At 65.3% G+C, this 16,988-nt stretch carries 14 protein-coding genes and 3 pseudogenes; 8 read left to right on the forward strand and 9 right to left on the reverse strand.

Going from position 1 to position 16,988, the window contains the following annotated elements; all coding sequences use genetic code 11:
* Nucleotides 1-65: 65 nt before the first annotated feature.
* Nucleotides 66-299 (forward strand): hypothetical protein, encoded by a 234-nt coding sequence (locus AB8Z38_RS19425; protein WP_369726800.1) that lies wholly within the window; start codon nt 66-68, stop codon nt 297-299.
* On the opposite strand, the pseudogene AB8Z38_RS19430 reads toward AB8Z38_RS19425, so the two are convergent.
* A pseudogene (locus tag AB8Z38_RS19430) lies at nt 242-1,660 on the reverse strand (YadA family autotransporter adhesin); the annotation flags it as partial. The gene AB8Z38_RS19425 and the pseudogene AB8Z38_RS19430 overlap by 58 nt on opposite strands.
* A 750-nt stretch (nt 1,661-2,410) precedes the next feature.
* Between AB8Z38_RS19430 and AB8Z38_RS19435 the strand changes: the two are divergent.
* From AB8Z38_RS19435 to AB8Z38_RS19455, 5 genes are all read left to right on the forward strand, one after another.
* Nucleotides 2,411-4,009, forward strand: a complete 1,599-nt coding sequence (locus AB8Z38_RS19435; protein ID WP_369719486.1) for a hypothetical protein — start codon at nt 2,411-2,413, stop codon at nt 4,007-4,009.
* Between the two features lie 236 nt (nt 4,010-4,245).
* On the forward strand, nt 4,246-4,416 hold the full coding sequence (locus tag AB8Z38_RS19440) for a hypothetical protein (RefSeq protein WP_369719487.1): 171 nt from the start codon (nt 4,246-4,248) through the stop codon (nt 4,414-4,416).
* On the forward strand, nt 4,416-4,649 hold the full coding sequence (locus tag AB8Z38_RS19445; RefSeq protein WP_369719488.1) for a hypothetical protein: 234 nt from the start codon (nt 4,416-4,418) through the stop codon (nt 4,647-4,649). Before AB8Z38_RS19440 ends, AB8Z38_RS19445 begins: the two co-directional genes overlap by 1 nt.
* 264 nt (nt 4,650-4,913) lie before the next feature.
* The gene (locus AB8Z38_RS19450; RefSeq protein WP_369719489.1) at nt 4,914-5,597 is read left to right on the forward strand and encodes a response regulator; all 684 of its coding nucleotides are present in this window, start codon (nt 4,914-4,916) and stop codon (nt 5,595-5,597) included.
* Complete coding sequence (locus AB8Z38_RS19455) at nt 5,594-7,519, forward strand: ATP-binding protein (protein WP_369719490.1); 1,926 nt, start codon at nt 5,594-5,596, stop codon at nt 7,517-7,519. Before AB8Z38_RS19450 ends, AB8Z38_RS19455 begins: the two co-directional genes overlap by 4 nt.
* Nucleotides 7,520-7,653: 134 nt before the next feature.
* Here the strand turns inward: AB8Z38_RS19455 and AB8Z38_RS19460 are convergent, their stop codons facing one another.
* Entirely contained in the window at nt 7,654-7,944 is a 291-nt protein-coding gene (locus AB8Z38_RS19460; protein ID WP_369719491.1) for a hypothetical protein, read from the reverse strand.
* Between the two features lie 236 nt (nt 7,945-8,180).
* On the opposite strand from AB8Z38_RS19460, the gene AB8Z38_RS19465 reads away from it, so the two are divergent.
* Entirely contained in the window at nt 8,181-8,405 is a 225-nt protein-coding gene (locus tag AB8Z38_RS19465) for a cysteine rich repeat-containing protein (RefSeq protein WP_369719492.1), read from the forward strand.
* Between the two features lie 27 nt (nt 8,406-8,432).
* Here AB8Z38_RS19465 and AB8Z38_RS19470 read toward each other — a convergent pair whose 3' ends face one another.
* The 4 genes and pseudogenes from AB8Z38_RS19470 to AB8Z38_RS19485 all read right to left on the reverse strand — a co-directional run bounded on the left by AB8Z38_RS19470 (nt 8,433) and on the right by AB8Z38_RS19485 (nt 11,408).
* Entirely contained in the window at nt 8,433-9,146 is a 714-nt protein-coding gene (locus tag AB8Z38_RS19470) for a hypothetical protein (RefSeq protein WP_369719493.1), read from the reverse strand.
* 85 nt (nt 9,147-9,231) lie between these two features.
* Nucleotides 9,232-9,937 (reverse strand): annotated as a pseudogene (locus tag AB8Z38_RS19475) (hypothetical protein).
* Nucleotides 9,938-10,070: 133 nt separating this feature from the next.
* Nucleotides 10,071-10,319, reverse strand: a complete 249-nt coding sequence (locus tag AB8Z38_RS19480) for a hypothetical protein (RefSeq protein WP_369719494.1) — start codon at nt 10,317-10,319, stop codon at nt 10,071-10,073.
* A gap of 123 nt (nt 10,320-10,442) precedes the next feature.
* Nucleotides 10,443-11,408: pseudogene (locus AB8Z38_RS19485) on the reverse strand (NAD(P)H-dependent flavin oxidoreductase).
* A gap of 79 nt (nt 11,409-11,487) precedes the next feature.
* Between AB8Z38_RS19485 and AB8Z38_RS19490 the strand changes: the two are divergent.
* A complete protein-coding gene (locus AB8Z38_RS19490; protein ID WP_369719495.1) occupies nt 11,488-13,050 on the forward strand; it encodes an AMP-binding protein in 1,563 nt (520 codons plus the stop codon).
* 322 nt (nt 13,051-13,372) lie between these two features.
* Here AB8Z38_RS19490 and AB8Z38_RS19495 read toward each other — a convergent pair whose 3' ends face one another.
* The 3 genes from AB8Z38_RS19495 to AB8Z38_RS19505 form a co-directional block, all read right to left on the reverse strand.
* Nucleotides 13,373-14,152: a thioesterase family protein gene (locus tag AB8Z38_RS19495; RefSeq protein WP_369719496.1), complete on the reverse strand. Its 780-nt coding sequence runs from the start codon at nt 14,150-14,152 to the stop codon at nt 13,373-13,375.
* 169 nt (nt 14,153-14,321) lie between these two features.
* Nucleotides 14,322-15,290, reverse strand: a complete 969-nt coding sequence (locus tag AB8Z38_RS19500) for an NAD(P)H-dependent flavin oxidoreductase (RefSeq protein WP_369719497.1) — start codon at nt 15,288-15,290, stop codon at nt 14,322-14,324.
* Between the two features lie 286 nt (nt 15,291-15,576).
* Complete coding sequence (locus AB8Z38_RS19505; protein ID WP_369719498.1) at nt 15,577-16,977, reverse strand: aspartate ammonia-lyase; 1,401 nt, start codon at nt 16,975-16,977, stop codon at nt 15,577-15,579.
* Between the last annotated feature and the right edge of the window lie 11 nt (nt 16,978-16,988).

The following is a 16,988-nucleotide window of genomic DNA, read 5'->3' on the forward strand; positions in this document are numbered from 1 at the left end:
ATCTGCGATTGCAGCGAACTGACCTGAGACTGAAAGCCTGACGTAAGGCCCGGAGTTGGCTCATATTGACCGCATCGGTCGGATTGACGCCGGCCGCGACGTTGGTCAGCCGCCGCTCGTTGCCGGGCGTGCCGAACGACACAGTGTTGGCCAGCGTCGCCACCGACCCGGCGCCGATCGCGACCGAGTTTGCTGCCAGCGCCGAGGCGCCCCGGCCGATCGCCGTCGCGCCGGTCGCGCTGGCGGTACTGCCTTGGCCGAGGGCGGTGGTGGCATCGCCGTTGGCCAAGCTCTGCTGACCATACGCGCTCGCTGTCGTGCCATTTGCGACGCTGCGTTGGCCCATCGCCGTTGCGCTGGCGCCCGTCGCGGTGCTGGACTCACCCGTCGCGGTCGCATTGGCGCCAGTTGCAGTGGCGTTCGAGCCCGTCGCGGTCGAAAAATCGCCTGCCGCATTGCTGAACGTGCCGGTCGCGCTTGCATTGCTGCCGTGCGCATTGCTCAATGCCCCTGATGCCGTGGCGGCGTCGCCGACAGCGATGCTGGCCGCTCCCGTGGCTGTGGCATTGGTCCCGTTCGCAACGCTCCCCGCGCCGGTCGCAGTCGCGGTATCGCCGGTGGCGCTGCTGTTAAAGCCGGTGGCGGTCGCGAAGGTGCCAGTCGCAGTGCTGCCCAGGCCCGTGGCGGTCGCGGCGGCCCCAGTGGCGTTTGCGCCGGCGCCGGTAGCGGTCGCGAATTGCCCGTTGGCGATGGCGTTGGCGCCGGTTGCTGTCGCATTAAAGCCGGTGGCATTGCTCAAGACGCCGGTCGCAGTCGCATTGGCGCCATTGGCGATGCTGCTGACGCCGACCGCGGTTGCCTGGATGCCGTTGGCATTGCTGCTTTCGCCGATCGCGGTCGCAAACGTACCCGTGGCCGAACTGAACGCGCCCAAGGTGGTTGCGCTGACACCGACGGCGTTGCTGGACTTGCCGATGGCGGTGGCGAAGTCACCATTGGCAGTGCTGTTGACGCCGGTTGCGGTGGCGTTGGCGCCGGCGGCGTTGCTGCTTACGCCTAGCGCGGTGGCCTGGGCGCCGTTCGCAATGCTGCTCTCGCCGATTGCGGTCGCAAAGGTACCGGTTGCCGAGCTGAATGCACCCAACGTGGTGGCGCTGACGCCGGCGGCGCTACTGGACTTACCGATCGCAGTCGCGAAGTCGCCATTGGCGAAGCTGCTCATTCCGTTCGAGGTTGCATTGACGCCTCCCGCAAAACTATTTACTCCCGTCGCCGTTGCCTGAGCACCATTGGCGTTACTGCCGGCACCAAGAGCGGTCGCGCTCGCGCCGGATGCGATGTTGTTGGCGCCCACCGCAGTGGCATCGTCACCGAATGCGGTTGCGCTTGCGCCGAACGCGCTCGCTCTGATTCCGAGCGTAGTGGCCCCAGAGCCGACCGCCGTCGCAAAACCCGAGGGCGCGGTAATGACGCCGCCTCCGGCAGTGTAGTCGGCAGCCGAGGCGGAGCCACAGCCGAGCGACAATATCGCCGCGACCGAAGCCAGCCCCCGTAGCGCGCGCCTCAATGATGTACTATTGGGCAGCCATTGCGCTCGCCGATGGAAATAAAGCCAATCAGAGCTGCCCGGCGACATCGATGTCCGCATTTCATTGATCATCACTGGTCCCAATTTACCCCTGGAATCGGGTGCGCGGAAAAATCCGGTGGCCCGGCAAGCAAAGAGCACTACAGTCTCGCCCACTCTGCTCGCGTGTTCGTGGTCGCGTGTTCCTGGCTCGAAATGAGTCTAGTCCGGGAGTCGGCAAGCGTCGCCGCCAATCAGCGTCAATAACCGAAGCAGCGATTTTGACGGTGATTGTGTCGGCGGATCGGGAGGTGCAGGTATAATGTTTCGCAGTTCGCCCGCCGGACCTGCTGCAAAATCCGGCTGCATGATGAATTATTCACCGCAGTGACGAGCAAAACCCAAATGGCGCGGCCTCTAACGATAAACATACTGGGTCCATTCGAGGCGCTTGACACCGAAGGGAGCAGACTGGAGGTTCGCAGCCGGCGTTCGCGCGCGCTGCTCGCGTGCCTGGCCATGGAGACCGGTGAAAGCTGGACCCGAGCGCGGCTCGCGACATTGCTGTGGGACAAGCGCTCCGAACAGCAGGGACGTTCGAGCCTTCGTCAGGAACTCGTTCAGCTCAGGAAAGATATCGGCGTCACCTCGCCCGGCGATTGGGGCAATGACCCCTTCGTCTGCCTGCCAGAGCAAATCCTGACCGATGTCGGGCTGTTCCGTGCAGCGCTAGCCGGTGGCGACGCGTTGCAAGCCGCGTCGATCTGGCGGGGCGAGTTGCTGCAGGAAACGGCTCTGACGCAAGGACCATTTGCCGACTGGCTGGCGCTGTCGCGGTCGAGATTGCGCGAGGCGGCGAGCGAATGTTTCGCCAACGCATTGCGCGCCATGGAAGATGATGACGATCCGCTTCACCTCGAGGCAGTGGCGCTGAAACAGGTTGCGCTCGCTCCGGGGAATGAAGAGGCGCACCTCTGTCTGCTGCGCAGCTCTGCGCTTCGGCAAGATCTCGCGGAGGCGATCGAACGATATCGCGTGTATGCCACGAATGTCCGCGGGGAGCCTTCTGCCGCGATGAAGCGGCTGCTGGACCAGACGATAGCGGCGAGGTCGCGCAAGGGCACTTCGGCGCAGTCCGGCTTTTCGACACACTGGATCGCGGAGATCAACCGTCAGCATCGTACGGCCGCAGCACCGCAGCCGACGCGTCCTCTCCCGGTCGAGACCGCTACAACGCTTGCCGTCATTCCGTTCGTCGATCTCAGCCCCGGCGCTGTCTCAAAGGTCGCCATGGCGGACGGACTGACCGAAGAGACCACGACCGCGCTGGCGCGTATTCCAGCCGTGTTCGTCACCGCTCGTCAATCCTGCATGGTCTACAAGGGCACCACGATCGACGCGCGAACGATCGCATCGGATCTCGGCGTAAGGTATCTCGTGGAAGGTGGCATCGAGGTAAGGGGCAAATCGGTCCGGGTGAATGCGCGCCTGATCGACGGTCGCTCCGGGCTTCACATCTGGGCAAGCAGCTACGAAGAGCAGCTTGGAGAATTCTTTGCGGTCCGAAACCGGATCGTTCTGGCGGTTGCGGGCCAGCTTCAGCCGGCTCTGATGATGGCGGACCTTGATCGGGCGCTCGATGCGGGCCCCAACAACCTGGATGCCTGGACCCGCCTGCAGCGCGCCAATGCGTATGTTCTGTTCAATCGCAGCGCTCAAGGTCTTTTCAGTGCGATCGGCGAACTCAAGCAGGCGCTCGCCATCGACCCCGACTATGCCATGGCGCAATCGCTCCTCGCCGCCGTTTATACCTGGCGCGCGACCTGGTCGGCGTCCACGCGAATGGCCGGGGAGCGCGTGCTCGCTCTCGAATATGCGGCCCTGGCACGCAAGACCGATCCCAAGAACTCGTTTGTTCTGGTCAACTGCGCCGACGCCGCCATCTACAGTGCGGGCAATATCGACCTGGCACTCGAACTGCTGAACGATGCCGTGGAGCGAAGCCCCCATGATCCGCAAGGGTTGGCGCTGCTGGCGAACGCAAATCGCGTTGCGGGGGCCGATCCGGCCGACAGCCTGCGCATGATCGCGCGGGCGATTCGGATCAGCCCGCGTGACCCCCGAAGCCACCGCTGGTTTCACTATGCGGGCTGGTGTCATTGGAAACTGGGCGAGCTCGAGAAGATGGAAGCGGCCGCCCGCAACGCGATCGAACTCTATAGCGATGCGCCCGCGCAGTGGGTCGAGTTGACTTGCGCGCTCGGCCTTCAGCGCAAGAACGCTGAGGCAAAGGCGGCTGCGAAGGTGCTCAGGAAATTGGCGCCCACGTTTACGCCCGACAAGTTTTTCGACATCGCGCAACAATTTTACGGAAATCGCTTTGCGGGCGCCGTCAAAGCCGACTACCGTTCGCTCTGCTCGACACTGCAACGGGCCATGTAGGCAGCGAGCTGTCATTGAGGATCGTGTTGTTGGTGGCGCGACGCAAAGCGGCTACCCCGTCACGAGATCCGCGCATGAGCCGTTAATTGTCGAGATCGCACACATGGCCCGCGCTTCCGCTCAACGCTCCCCCAAGCCAGGCGCACAGCGAGATTTCGTGAAACAGCCCGCGGCGATTCCTCCTTGAAGAAGACCCGTCGCAATGCCCTGCATCGTGGCTCGACCTTCGATAACGGTTGAAGGACCACAAGCCGATCAGCCTCGTCGTCCCGTCCGAGGCGTCACCCCAGCCATCGATCGCGGGTTCGTTCATATCCTTTGGACCACGCATGCATCGCCTGTTCGACTTCACCGAAGCCGATGCCTATATCCTGACGGCAACGCGTGTCGATGTAGCGAGCATGTGATGGCCAGGAGACGCACGACCGAGACGGACCTCGACGACCTCCCCCGCTATTTCGTCTGGGTCCGCGGTCTCGAGGGACCCGAGCCGCAGAAATGGCTGGCGATGGATTTCGGCGTCGGTGACTGGAAACGGCCGGTTGTGCTGGCTTGGCTGGAACTGCCGGAGGACGAGCGGCGCCTGCCGTTATCAGTATTGGCGGGGCGATATCCGCCGCCGCGGGTGGAGAGCCTATAGGGGTGGGTTAGCGACAGCGTAATCCACCGTGTTTCCCTGATCTCGGACGGAGCTGGTGGGTTACGCTGACGCTAAGCCACCCACCCGCAGATACGATCTCTCACGTCCCCGCGCCGCGGTCGGGTTAATGCGGCCTCGCTATCGCACCTTGTGACCGTCCCCTGCAGAAGTAAGGCGCCCCATGATTATGGCTGTCGCGATCTCTGCGCCGCGATTAAGCTTGGCTTCGCGCGCCGCGGGGGACACGCGGCCGGGACCTTGATCATGACCGAACAGGGCGAGACGGGTGAGGCCATCACCATCCTCCTCGTCGAAGACGACGCCCCGACCTGCTGGCGTCTTCAGGACGCGCTGGTGAAGGCCGGCTACGGTGTACGCACCGCCGGCACGCTCGGCGAAGCCCGTCGCGCGCTCGGCGAGGCGGCGCCGCGCGTTCTGCTGACCGATCTGCGGCTGCCCGACGGCCATGGCGTCGAGCTGATCCGCGAGACCAGGCAGCGCTTTCCGGCCACCGAAATCATGGTGATCTCCGCCCTCGGCGACGAGGAAAGCGTGATCTCCGCGATCACGGTCGGGGCGACCGGCTACCTCCTGAAGGACGCGTTCCCGAGCGACATCGCCACCACGGTGCGAGATCTGGTCGCCGGACATTCGCCGATCTCGGCCTCGATCGCGCGCTTCATCGTGCGCAGGACGCAAGGTAGCGCGCAGAGCCCGGCCGAGCCGCCGCCCGGGCCAGCGCTCAACACCGCAAGGCTCACGCCGCGCGAGATCGACATCCTCTGGGGCATCGCCAAAGGGTTCAGCTATGCGGAGATCGCGAACCATCTCGGCCTGTCGCGCCAGACCGTGCCCGGGCATATCAAGAACATCTATCGCAAGCTCGAGGTTCACACGCGCGGCGAAGCCGTGTTCGAGGCGGTGCAGCAGGGCCTGATCAAGCTGTGAGCGAGATCGCCGCGAAGGTCGTGATCACGCGTCCGCGGCGCCGGCTGCGGCTTGCCCGCCTGGTGCCGTATCTGCTGCTCCAGCTGCTGATCGTGATCGGCACCATCCTCGCCCTGCGGCTGCTCCAGCCGAGCGATCCCGACGACTTTGCCGTGAGCGAATTTTCCTTGCGAGAAGGTGGCATGGTGCGGCCGGTGACGCTGCCGCATTTCACCGCCTCTCGTTATTCGCTCGCTGATCCGCCGCTCTATTCGGGCCGCTTCGTCTTCACGCCCGATGCGGCTGATGCGGCCTGGTCGGTTTTCCTGCCGCGCTTCAGCAACGGCGTGGAGGTCGCGGTGAACGGCGTCGCGATCCTGGACTCCCGCCGCGATCCCAGCGCCAACAGGCCGGACCGCAACACGCCGGAGATCGCGGTGATCCCGTCGTCGCTGCTGCGCGAGGGCAGCAACGACATCACGGTGCGGCTGCTGGTGTGGGGTCCGCTGCGGGGGTTCCTCGACACCGTCTATGTCGGCCCGGACGATGCCTTGCGCGGAGCATACGAGACCCGCACGCTGCTGTTCGTCACGCTGCCGGTGGTGTTCTCGGCCTGGCAATCGATCCTCGCCGTGATTCTCGCCATCATGTGGCTGATGCGGCGCCGCGAGCCGGTTTATGGCGTGCTCGCGGCAGCAATGGTGCTCGGCGTCGTGCAGGCTTTCCTGCCAGCGCCGGTGCCTCCCGCCACCTCGTCGCGGCTCGCCGCGGTGCTGCTCGCGTCTGCGCCGACCGAGAGCGCGCTGATCGTGGTGTTCGGCGTGCTGTTCTTCCGGCAACGCTGGCCTCGCTACGGAACGCTGCTGTTCGTACCGGGCCTCGTCGTGTTCGCAGTCGGATTGGTTGCGGGCCCGCCGCTGCCGCGCATCCTCTTCCTGGTGCTCGGCATTCCCACGGTCGGCATCTGCCTGTTGCTGATGGCTGGTGTCACGGCGGCGGCAGTGGTGCGGCGGCAGGATGCGGCAAGCTTCACGATCGGCTGCGCGGTCACCATCGTACTGACCTGCTGGGCCCACGACATGCTCTCGGTGTTCGACATCATGCCCAACGAGCGTACTTTCGTCTCTCGGCTATCTTATTCGGCGATGCTGGTGGCCATCGGCGCCGGACTGACCTGGCGCTTCGCCCGCGCGCTGAACCAGGTCGACAGTTTTGCCGGCCGGCTCGTCGCGCGCGTCCGCGAAGCCGAGGAGCGGCTCAAGGCAAGCTTCGCCCGGGAGCAGGAACGGGCACGGGCCGCCGCGCTCGCCAACGAGCGCACACGGCTGATGCGCGACCTGCATGACGGCCTCGGCGGCCAGCTCGTCAGCATCGTCGCACTCTCCGAACGCGGGCATGAGGGCACGACCATCACGGACGCCGCGCGCGCCGCGCTGAAGGACCTTCGGCTCGTCATCGATTCCATGGACGACATCGGCGGCGACCTCATGCTCGCGCTCGGCTCCTGGCGCGAGCGCGCGGCGATGCAGTTGCGGCCGCACGACATCGTGCTCGACTGGCGCGTGGCGACGCCGCAAGGACTGCCGCTGCATCCCGAACTGCGGCCATGGCATGTGATCCAGATCGTGCGCATTCTCGACGAGGCCGTGACCAATGCGGTCAAGCACGCCGCGGCGCGCCACATCGCTGTCACGATCGAGACGCTCGATGACGGCCGGGGGCCGTACGGGGTGATCAGCGTTGCGGACGACGGCTGTGGTTTTGCGCGTTGTGACGCGGGCAATGCCGCAGACGCGAGCCAGACGGCACGAGGCTTGCGCAACATGAGAAACCGCGCCGCACGCTGCGGCGCGGTGCTCATTTTGAACTCGGACAAGACGGGTACCCGCGTGCGGCTGCAATTGCCGCAGATATTTCCCGACAGCGACGCGGCCGTGGGCTGAAAAAGCCCTCTCTCTCCGCGCAGATGGGGCGCACGGAGAGAGGGGCCGGGCTGGGACTTGGCCTGCGGAGGACGGGGGGCGTTCGCAAGTCATCCCTTCGCCCGAAAACTGCAATCTATTCAATCGAACGCATATCAGCGCACGCCGACGCGATTGACCGGACCGCCGCGATTCATCGGCGTGCCGGCACGCACGCCGACGCCCGGGGCGCCGACACCGGGGGTCGCGACCACGGCCGCGGCGACAGGCGCTCCCGGCGCGACCACCACCGTTGCGTCCGGCCGTACCACGCACCCCTTGGGCACGCCGACTGTCTTGCAATAGACCGCGGCCTGGGCCGGACCCGTGCCCAGCGACAGCATCGCGGTACCCGCCAGCGCCATGATCGTCAGCCCGGCACTCAGCGCTCGCAATCTTTTCGACATCTTGCTCTCCTGCTTCCCGTTCGGCGCCCCAGTGCAATCACCGGGTCTCGCAGCCGACGTGCAGCCTCAATGGCAAAAGACGGTGCGCGGATACATGCCATGAAGATGGGGTGCGGCAGGCATCGCCGCACGAAGGCCAGCCTCTCGGTGCCATGAACATGGCATGGACCGGCGACACACGTCCGCGACATGGTTCGGCCCGTTTGATCCCAAGCCGAATCTGCCAGAGGTGTTTCATGAAAATTTCGGTTCTTGCCGTCCTGCTGCTCGCCACAGCCATCCTGCCGGCGGCAGCGCAATCCGGTCCCACCCTACAGGAGCAGATGGCCTGCCGCGGCGACGCCAGCAAGTTCTGCGCCCAACATGTCGGCAAGCCGCCTGAGATGAATGCCTGCCTGCGCGAGAACAAGGCGAAGCTCTCGAATTCCTGCCGCAAGGTCGTCGAGTCGCGCGGCGGCTGATACGGCTGGGGCGAGATCCCTCAGGCGCTAATCGTCGTCGTCGGGACCGAACAGCCTGATCTGCGGAAAGCTGCCACGCGGACGGCTCGGAACATCGCGCGCATCGGAATCTTCGCGGATGTTGCGCGCGACATCGTCCCAATCGGGCTGATCGCGCATGCTGCGCGAATTGCGCGCCTCATAGTGTCGGCGCTCGGCCCAGCGCTCGCGCCGCTCCGCCCGTCGCCGCTCGGACGCGGCGCGCTTCACGTCAGAATCCCTAGCCTTGGCATAAGCGTTGTCGGACGAGGACGAGGGCTGCGTGGAGGCCTGCTGTTCGGCGGGCTTTGCGGCTTGCGTCGGCGGCGAGGCTGGTGCTGGCTTGGGCGGCTCGACCGCGGCCGTCTGCGGAGTGGGTGGGGTCGCCGGTTCGGCGTTCGCCTGATTGGTCTGCGTGTCGGGCTTCGTCTCAGACTTGCCTTCCGACTTGCTGCCTTCAGACTTGGCGTCGCCTTGCGCCTGTGCGGGCGCGACCGTCGCGCTGAAGGCCTGCGAGCCGTTGAGATATTGCACGTGCTCCGATGGCGCATTTGTCGTGGCCGCGCCGGTCGTAGCTTGCCGCTCCATCTTGCTGGTGTTGGGCCCCTGCTTGGGCGCGATCGGATGCATGATGTTGCCGGCGACGATGCCGCCACCGAGACCAATGGCGATGGCGGCGACGATCGATCCGGCACCGACGAAATAAGCTGTCAATGCCCGCATTGGTCCACTCCCTATTCGGAGCGGGCAACGCCTGAGGATTGCCGGATGTTCCTGATGTTGAGAAGGTTCCTAACGGAACGGCGCGTCAGATCTGCTGCGCGACCTGTTCCAGCCCGATGATGCGGGCGAGCTTGCGCACTTCTTCTTTCTGGTCGTCACGCAGCTGGAACAGCAGCGGCATCGCAGCCGACTTCAACTGCTGGACCTCGTCGCAATTCGGATCGATCGGCACGCCCGGCGCGTTCGGGTTGGACAACTTGTTCGCCGAGATCTTGCGGACGACATTGCGCAGCGCGGTCTCGACCGAGGGCCAGTAATATTCCTGCGACGACGACAGTTTCAGGCGATCCCTGATCCCGGAGATCTGCACGTCGGACAGCAAGGAATAGGTTTTTTTGCGGCTGGGGTTTGGCGACGACCTTCGGCTTGGCCGGAGCCTCGACGGCGGCGGGCGCCTGCGGGGCCTCGTTCACGCTCGCTTTGGCCGGCGGGAAATCGGATGGGGTAGCCGCGGCAAAGGCCTGGCGCAGCGGCTCGGTCAGCAGCGGGGCCTGCGAGAGCTTGTCGGCCGGAACCTGCACCGGGTCGATCGCGGCCGAGGCCAGCGCCAGCGTCGGAACCAACCGGTCGGCCTTGGCGGCGCGGTTGGCGGCGAGCGGTTTCGGCGGCGGGGCCTCCGTGATCATCTCGGGGCTGACGCTGGGCACGCTGTCGCGGCCAAGAATGGCGGTGGTGGCGGCACCGAGGACGAGGAAGCAGGTCAGCACGACGATGGTGATGGCTCTCGACAAACGCCTCTCCGCTTCCAACTTTCAAGTCCACGTGATCACTGCCCGGAAACTGGGCGAAAATTAAGGCCTAACCGGGCCATCGGGGCGGCAATCGCGCGGACTACCGCGACAGCGCCTCAAAAACCGAATAATATCAGGCAGCTAGCGCGAGATCATAGGCGTCCTGGATGTCGGCGACGATTTCGGAGGCTTCCCACACTGCGCGGGGCTCGACCGATTGCAGCGTCACGGTCCAATTGCCGCCACGGCGGGTGCGGGGGACGCTGACCACGTCGAAGCGCACGGTGCGGCAGAGCGGGTGGCGGGCCAGCGCATGCGCCACGCGGAGCCGGATTTCGTCGAGCGAAGCCTGTGTCTTGGAATTGAGAAAATCGAAATCCATCGCCTGTCCCTCTCGGTCCTGATTGGCGGCCCGAGGGGATTCTGGGCGAACGATGGTTAATCTGCCGTTAAGGACGGCGCTGTGGAGCCATGCGGGATTAACCGTGGCGGGCGGCGCAGAGCGCTACCGCCCAGCCGCCTTGCGGTACTCAGCTGCCGTTCGCGCAACGAGACCATCGACCGCCATCACGTCGGTCACGCCCGAAGTCGAATGCCCGCCGCTCCAGATATCGCGCCAGCGCTTTGGCCGGTTCTCGCGCGCGCTGACGTCGATGTCCTTGCCGATGTCGATGACGCCGCGCGGCGGAAGGTCGTCGGGGTCGAGACCGGCCGCGACGATCGACGGACTCAGCATGCTGGTTTGCAAGCCCGTGACCGCGGTGGTGAGCAGAATGTCGTCGGCGCTGCTCTCGACCAGCATCTGCTTGTGGCGGTCATCCGCCATGCTCTCGCGCGTCGCGATGAATTTCGTGCCCATGTAGCCGAGATCGCAGCCGAGCACTTCGGCGGCGCGCAGCGCGTGACCGTCGCTGATGCCGCCGGCAAGCACGATGATGCCGTCGTAGAACGCGCGCACCGCACGGACGAAGGCGAACGGATTGAGCCAACCGGTCTGTCCGCCGGCGCCTGCGGTGAGCAGCACCAGTCCATCGGCGCCCGCTGCCGCCGCGCGCTCGGCGTGGCGGATCGAGGCGACATCCGCCAGCACCAGCGCGCCGGCCTCGTGCAACGGCTTCAGCACCGGTGCGGGCGATCCGACCGAGGTGATGACGAACTCAGGCTTATGGCGCAGCAGCACCGCGAGATCCTGCTCCAGCCGCGCGTTGGAGCGATGCACGATCAAATTCGGACAGAGTGGCGCGGCCTTGCGTCCGGTCTGATCTTCGTGCTGCCGCAAGCGGGTCGCGATCTAGGCAAGCCATTCGTCGAGTTGTTCCGGGCTGCGGCAATTCACTGTGGGGAAGCTGCCGATCACGCCGTTGCGGCAGGCCGCGACCATCAGTTCGACGCCCGACACCAGGAACATCGGCGCCGCGATCAGCGGCAAGGCCAGACGATCGCGGACATGTTGCAGTCGATCGGATGTCACCCAAGCCTCCCGCCCTGTGCTAGCGTTGCGCACAAACATTGGCACGCGCAACGCCGATGAGAAAGCTGCGAGGAAACATATGTCCGATCCGCTCCATGCATCGTCCCCGACTTGTGCGCAGACGCTACGGGCGCTGGCGCGCTATCCCGGCCGCACCGCTTTCGCGTGGCCCGGTGGATCGCTGAGCTATCAGGGCACCGTCGATTTGATCGGACGCATCCAGGGCGTGTTCATGCGGCTCGGCTTGCAGCCCGGCGCGCGCGTGGCCTTTCTCACCGCGAACCGCGCCGACACCTGGTGCGCCGGCGTCGCCGCGCAATTGTCGCGATGCTGCGTCACCTGGCTGCACCCGCTCGGATCGCAGGCCGACCAGCTGTTTCAGCTCGAGGATTCCGAGTCCGAAGTGCTGGTGGTCGACGTCGCCGCCTTCCGCGATCGCGGCGGCGAGCTCGCTGCGCAAGCGACCCGGCTCAAGGCGGTTTTCACCATGGGACCGGCCGACTACGGCGTCGATCTCCTGCAGGCGATCGAGAACGCAGGCCATGCCGGCGCGCGGTGCCTCGCAAGCCTCGACGATCTCTCCACGCTGAACTACACCGGCGGCACCACCGGCAAGTCCAAGGGCGCGCTGCGCTACCACCGCGAAAACGCCGGAGCTGCCGCCGCGATCCTCGCCGACTTCGAAATCCCGGACGCTGCGCGCTATCTCACGGTCGCCCCGATCAGCCACGTCGCCGGGACGAAAGTGCTGCCAACGCTGATGCGCGGCGGCACCGTGCACATGCTGAAAGGTTTCGATCCCGAGGCGGTGCTGGCGACGATCGCGCGCGAGCGCATCAATTTCACGCTGTTCGTGCCGACGATGATCTACGTGCTGCTCGATCATCCGGCACTGAGCAAGACCGATCTCTCCTCGCTCGATCTCGTGCTCTACGGCGCCTCGGCGATGTCGCGGAGCCGGCTGGTCGAAGCCATCGAGCGCATCGGGCCGGTGTTCTCGCAGCTCTACGGCCAGACCGAATGCTACCCGGTCTCGGTGTTGCGCAGAAAAGATCACGATCCCCGAACGCCGGAGCTGTTTTTGTCCTGCGGCTTCCCGATCGCGGCCTGCGAGGTCAAAATCCTCGACGACGACAACCACGAGGTGAAGACGGGCGATGCCGGCGAGATCTGCGTGCGCGCGCCACATGTGATGGCGGAGTATTGGAAGCGGCCCGACATCACGGCCGAGACGCTCAGGAACGGTTGGGTCCACACCGGTGACATCGCGCGCCAGGACGAGCGCGGCTACATGTTCATCCTCGACCGCAAGAAGGACATGATCGTCAGCGGCGGCTTCAACATTTTTCCGCGCGAGGTCGAGGACGTGCTGTCGCAGCACGCGGACGTGGCGATGGTCGCTGTCGTCGGCGTACCGGACGAGAAATGGGGCGAGGCGGTCACCGCGATCATCGTGCCGCGCGAGGGCGCAAAGCCCGATCCGGACGAGCTGATCGATCTGGTGAGGATGCGAAAGGGCTCGGCGCATGCGCCCAAGCAGATCCAGTTCGTCAAGCAGCTGCCGATGACCGGCGTCGGCAAGGTCGACAAGAAGGTGCTGCGCGCGAGCTTCTGGAGCGGCCGGGACCGGATGGTGGGGTAAATACCCCGGGATTTTACGGTGCTTTTGTGGCCCGGGCGCCACAATGGGCGGCGGAGTGCGCGTCCGCCCCGGCCGCCCGATTGCCGGCGAATCCGGGAATCAACTAGACCGCTGACGGGGCTGGGAAGCGGAGAGTGAAATGCGAGTCGCTTCCCTGGAAAGTGCAGTCGCCGCGGTCACGTTGATCACGGCTATCGTCGTGGTGCTGTGGGAGATCAAGATCTTCTACGGCGTGTGAACTGGCAGGATGCCGAGCATCCACTTCCGCGGCGGCGGAAGCCTGCCGTTCAATCGGCCCCAAAAGCAACCGCAGCGCTTGCCGTCACGCCTGGCGCTTCTCAATCACCAGGCTCTGCACCGCGCGGCCGAAATAGCCTTGCCGATCTGCGAGCCGCGACATCGCCAGCCCCGCGCCGTCAGGTCCGATCCAGGATTCGCCATCGAGCAGGATCCACTCGCCGACGGGCTCGCGCGCAAGGCTCACCGTGAGGTCGGCGTTGATGAAGGTCCAGGCGCGGAAGTCGAGCGTCGAGGCGGTGCCGTTGGAGAAGTCGGCAGCGATCACGGCGCGCATTGCCTGCGACACTGCTTCGCCTTGGACCAGCGGATGGTCGAGGCGAAACCAGATCGCGCCCGCACCGGCCTGTCCGAAGCGGCCGCGCGCGGCACGCATCGACACCATGCCCGCGAACGGACTGCTCGCGCCGTGGCCGTCCTCGACCAGCGAATCCTCGGGCGACGGCAAGGTGACCGGCAACTCACCGACGTTATCGGGCAGCGCCAGCGCCTGCCGCTTGATCTTGAGCACGGTGGCGCCGACGACCTGGACGCCGTCGGCCAACAGCTTCACTTCGCAGAGCTGGATCTTGCGGCCCTCGCGCAGCACCGCGGTGGCAATCGTGAGCGGCGCCACCGGGACGGGACGCATCAGGTCGATCGTGACGCGCGCGACGTTCATCGGCACCGGCGTCGGAATGCGTTCCGCCGCCCACGTCACCAGCGCCGAGGGCGCCGAGCCGTGCTGCATGCGCCGGTCCCACGGCCCCGCAGCTTCCGGGCTGGTGATCACGCTGTTGCCGTCGACGCGGTAGATGGCGGTCATCGCTTCTCCGTGATGCACATTCGGAGCTCAGCAAAAGTGTCGTCCCGGCGAAGGCCGGGACCCATACCCACAGGCAGCAGTTGGTGAAACGAGATCGTGGTTGATATCGAGCGCAGCAACGACCCGTCGGGGTTATGGGTCCCGGCCTTCGCCGGGACGACAGCGGGGCTCACAGCGGCGGATCGATCGCCTCGTCGTATTCCTTCTTGAAGCGCGCGATCAGTTCGGCGGCGGGCAGGACCTTGTCGACGCTGCCGATGCCCTGCCCACTGCCCCAGATCTCCTTCCAGGCCTTCGGCTTGGCGCGCTCGCCGGAGGCGTCGGTGCCGAAATTCATCTTGGAGGGGTCGGAGGTCGGCAGGTTTTCGGGATCCATGCCGGCGGCGAGGATGGACGGCTTCAGGTAATTGCCATGCACGCCGGTGAACAGGTTGGAATAGACGATGTCGTCGGCCGTCGCGCCCGCGATCATCTCCTTGTAGTTCTCGACCGCGTTGGCCTCCTTGGTGGCAATGAAGGCCGAGCCGATATAGGCGAAGTCGGCGCCGAGGATGCGCGCGGCCCGGATCGCCTTGCCGTTGCCGATGGCGCCCGAGAGCGCGATCGGGCCGTCAAACCATTTTCGCGTTTCGGCGACGAAAGCGAGCGGCGAAATCGTGCCGGCATGACCGCCGGCGCCGGCGGCGACCAGGATCAAGCCGTCGGCCCCCTTCTCGATCGCCTTATGCGCGAATTTCTGGTTGATCACGTCGTGGAAGACGATGCCGCCCCAACCGTGCACCGCCTGATTGAGCTCCTCACGGGCGCCGAGCGAGGAGATGATCATCGGCACCTTGTACTTCGCGCAGAGCTGCATGTCCTGGTCGAGCCGGTTGTTCGACTTGTGCACGATCTGGTTGACTGCGAACGGCGCCGACGGCTTGTCGGGATGCGCGCGATCATAGGCCGCGAGCTCTTCGGTGATCCGCGCCAGCCATTCGTCCAGCAGCTCCGGCGGCCGCGCGTTCAGCGACGGAAACGAGCCGACCACCCCCGCCTTGCACTGCGCGATCACGAGATCGGGCACTGAGATGATGAAGAGCGGCGAACCGATCACTGGGATCGAGAGGCGCCCCTTGAACAAGGCAGGCATGGACATTGGGAAGCGATCCTTGGTTGGTCAGACGCATTGCAGGTTGGCAGCCATACCAACAAGGCAATCTTTCCACTGTCAAGTATTGCGTTTTGGCGCCGTGCGGATGTCATTACCGCAATTCCAACGCGCGGAATTCGCCAGTCGAGACACGCGGCGCGCGCAACTCGTCGTCCATCGTTCCGGGATGCGCCGACAGGCGCAGGCCGGAATCCATCGGGCGCCAGCACATATGGCACAATGGATTCCGGGTTCGCGCTTCCGCGCGCCCCGGAATGACGAGCCACTGTGTTCACGCAAGCAGATCCGGATTGATCAGCCGCTCGAACGAGAACATCTCGTCCCAGGTCTCCTGCGTCAGCAGCTTGCGCTCGACCACGACGATCTGGTGCAGCGACTTGCCGCTCTTGTAGCCCTCGCGCGCGATCTCGGCGCATTGCTTGTAGCCGAGCAGCGGCTTCAGCACCGTGACGATACCCAGCGAGTTCAGCACCATGTTGCGGGTGTGCTCCTGGTTGGCGGTGATGCCGACCACGCAATTCTCGCGCAGGCTGTTGACGGCGCGCTCCATGGTGCGGATCGAGAAGAACAGCGCGAACGAGATCACCGGCTCCATCACGTTGAGCTGGAGCTGGCCGGCGGATGCGGCCAGCGTGACCGTGGTATCGAGGCCGATGACGAGGAAGCTCGTCTGATTGACGACCTCCGGGATCACCGGGTTGACTTTGCCCGGCATGATCGAGGAGCCCGGCTGCAATTGCGGCAGGTTGATCTCGTTGAAGCCGGCGCGCGGACCGGAGGCCAGCAGGCGAATGTCGTTGCATATCTTGGTGAGCTTGCTCGCGGTGCGCTTGAGCACACCGGACAATTGCACATAGGCGCCGGTGTCCGAGGTCGCCTCGACGAGATCGCCGGCGAGAATGAAGTCAACGCCGGTCAGCGCGCTCAGATGCCGGACCGCCAGCTTCGGATAACCATGCGCCGCGGTGACGGAGGTGCCGATCGCGGTGGCGCCGAGATTGACCTCGCGCAGCAGCGCGCGCGCTTCCGAGATGCGGTCGACCTCCTCGCCCATCGTGGTGCCCCAGCCGCGGAATTCGGCGCCGAGCGACATCGGCACGGCGTCCTGCAAATGCGTGCGGCCCATCTTGAGCACGCGCTCGAACTCGCGCCCCTTGGCGAAGAAGGCCTCCTGCAGCTGCCGCAGCGCCGTCATGTAGCTTTCGAGCCGCAGGATCAGCGCCAGCCGAAACGCAGTCGGGTACGTGTCGTTGGTCGACTGGCCGTAATTGACGTGGTCATTGGGGCTGACGTGCTGGTAGTCGCCCTTCGCAAACCCAAGCGATTCCAGCGCGAGATTGGCGATCACCTCGTTGGCGTTCATGTTGGTCGAGGTGCCGGCACCGCCCTGGATGAAGTCGGTGACGAACTGATCCATCATGTCGCCGGCAATGACACGGTCGCAGCCCAGGATGATCGCCTCGGCGACCTTTGTGTCCACCGCGCCGAGGTCGCGGTTGGCCATGGCGGCAGCCTTCTTGACGTAACCAAGCGCCTTCACGAAGTAAGGCTCCTGGTTCATCGGAATGCCGGTGATGTGGAAGTTCTCCTTCCCGCGGATGGTCTGGACGCCGTAGTAGATGTCGTCGGCGATCTCGCGCTGTCCGAGGAAATCCTGCTCTGTACGGCTCATGGGCGCTCCTT

The organism is Bradyrhizobium sp. LLZ17 (assembly GCF_041200145.1).
Lineage (GTDB): Bacteria > Pseudomonadota > Alphaproteobacteria > Rhizobiales > Xanthobacteraceae > Bradyrhizobium.